General features: G+C 39.1%; 1 protein-coding gene. It reads right to left on the reverse strand.

Annotated elements, in window-relative coordinates; genetic code table 11:
- A partial coding sequence (locus IQR33_RS08725) for a hypothetical protein (RefSeq protein ID WP_193843638.1) occupies nt 1-869 on the reverse strand: 869 nt, incomplete at both ends.

An 869-nucleotide genomic window follows, 5' to 3' on the forward strand; every position in this document is an offset into this window, starting at 1 on the left:
AGAGTGTCCAGAAGCTCATATAGAGCTGACGATCCTTTATATTTATAGTCCTTGTCCGTATCTACAGCTAAACGATGACAAAGAGTGGATAAACCATCTAAAGAACTCAGAATGTAACCGGTATTAACTAGTTCAAGTGCACTGCTTATAGTTTGTCGAGTAGATTCTGACTGAGAGCTTGCTTTATACATTGTCGCCAGCTCATCAAAGTACTGCTTACCATCCCAATACTTAACAGCTATTTCTTCTAAAGCGATTGGTTTAAATTGGCAAAATACATCAAGCATTGAACACGCCTTTAGAGCTTCAACCTTCTTGAGTGTATCTTCTAGGCCGCATTCCAAGGTTAATGGAGCGAGTAATGAAAGGTACTTTCCATCTTTTGAAAGTGAGACCTCATCCAGACTTAAATCGTCTAGCGCACCAATTATCGCACTTTGGTTTTCTTTTGGAACATCAGATATATCAAGTTGAACGAGGGTATGATCGTCTTGGTTGATAACATGAGCCTTAGATTGGTGAGACTGCACTTTCTCTAAAGTGAAGATATCCTGGGTTATGGGCAGTTGGATTAACAGATGTGTATCTGATTTTGGTAACTCGCTAACTTTCAAACACCCATAAATGATATCCAATTGTTGTCGAGCGGATATTAATTTAAGTTCAGTAGCATGAAAGAGCAAAATTGAAAACCTGGCAACCGAGAACTTGTCTAAGCACTTATTTCCACTTTCATACCATGATACCAAGAAGTTCGTTATGTTTAGAATGAACTTGGCACGTGATTCTGGTTTTCCTATAGCTGATATAGCTACATCCAATTCCTTCTTAAATGATCCCATCTTAGCCTGGAACTTTAGGCCAGGCTC

It is taken from the genome of Vibrio sp. OPT46 (assembly GCF_015163535.1).
In the GTDB taxonomy this organism is placed as follows: Bacteria; Pseudomonadota; Gammaproteobacteria; order Enterobacterales; family Vibrionaceae; genus Vibrio; species Vibrio alginolyticus.